Below are 1,227 nucleotides of genomic sequence, written 5' to 3' on the forward strand. Positions count from 1 at the left end.
GCCCAGCGCTACAGTGCCGTTACTGGTCCCTGTGAGGCTGGTAACCGATGCACCAGTGGTTGTTGCCGAGATATCAAAAGACCCGCTTTCCACATCCACTTTGCTGCTTTTTGCAATGCTGCCATTGCCCGACAGGCTCAGCGTGCCCTGATTAATGGTCGTCTGGCCCGTGAAAGTATTCGTCCCGCTCAGAGCCAGCGTACCCGCGCCATTTTTATTCAGAGCACTCGGCGTGCTCGCCGTTGCATTCGCAATAACTCCTGAAACTGTTAAAGTTTTTCCGGAATCAGGTGCAATAGTGGCACCTGTGGCACTTAAATAAACACTGCGGGCGGTAGTAAAACTTGCAGAGGTTTGTAGCGTAGCATTACTAATACTCAGAGAACCGGTTGTCGCCCCCAGATTGCTGTCATTTGATACACTCAGTGTGCCAGCACTAATCGTCGTACCACCCGAATAGCTATTTGCACCGCTTAAGGTTAGCGTGCCGTTGCCGGTTTTATTAACTGACCCAGTCCCGGAAATAATACCGGTCGATGAAAAATCGAAACCATTGGTATTAAAGGTGGTGGCCCCATATGTTTCAATGGCGTTACTGAACGTCCGGGCTCCGGCACGTTCAACAATTTCTAAATTACCCGAACGTAATATGAGCCCACCGTTAATCACAGAGCCACTGTATAAATTAAGCTGGTTAGCTGAGCCTGCTGTAAAGTCAAGAGCATAATAACGGGTGTTATCACCCAGCCCCATCCCACCATTGAGGGTGCCATAGTTATTGATAACAACATTCGTACCAACGATGGCCGCACCGCCATCCGCGTAAGTCGTCGCTGTCGCACCCTCAGCGCCACCCTCACCAGCACCGCCCCAGCCGGGACCATAGCCCGTCGCTAAATTATAGGTACCAGTACCACCACTGATGGTGCCCGAGTTTGTCAGTGTGACAGTCGCACCGTTACCCGATACAAATATCCCGGCACCGCCGCCGCCGCCTGTCACTGCACTTTGCAAAGCAGAGCCACTGCCCCCGATGACAGTACCGGTGTTGGTGACATTCGACGTCGTGGTAATCCCTGCGCCGCCGCCACCACCGCCGCCGTTGCCTTGCCCGTAACCCGCCAGACCGCCCGCGCCGCCGGTTATTGTGGCACTGTTGGTAAGGGCTGCTGTAGCTGACACACCTGTCCCCCCCCCCCTCCACCGTTTGCGCCGGCAAATTTGGTT

At 54.2% G+C, this 1,227-nt stretch carries 1 protein-coding gene; it reads right to left on the reverse strand.

Annotated elements, in window-relative coordinates; all coding sequences use genetic code 11:
• Positions 1 to 1,182: autotransporter-associated beta strand repeat-containing protein (locus M977_RS23750; protein WP_209438627.1), on the reverse strand; the 1,182-nt coding region annotated here is incomplete at its 3' end.
• Between the last annotated feature and the right edge of the window lie 45 nt (positions 1,183 to 1,227).

The sequence above is a fragment of the Buttiauxella gaviniae ATCC 51604 genome, from assembly GCF_001654835.1.
Lineage (GTDB): Bacteria > Pseudomonadota > Gammaproteobacteria > Enterobacterales > Enterobacteriaceae > Buttiauxella > Buttiauxella gaviniae.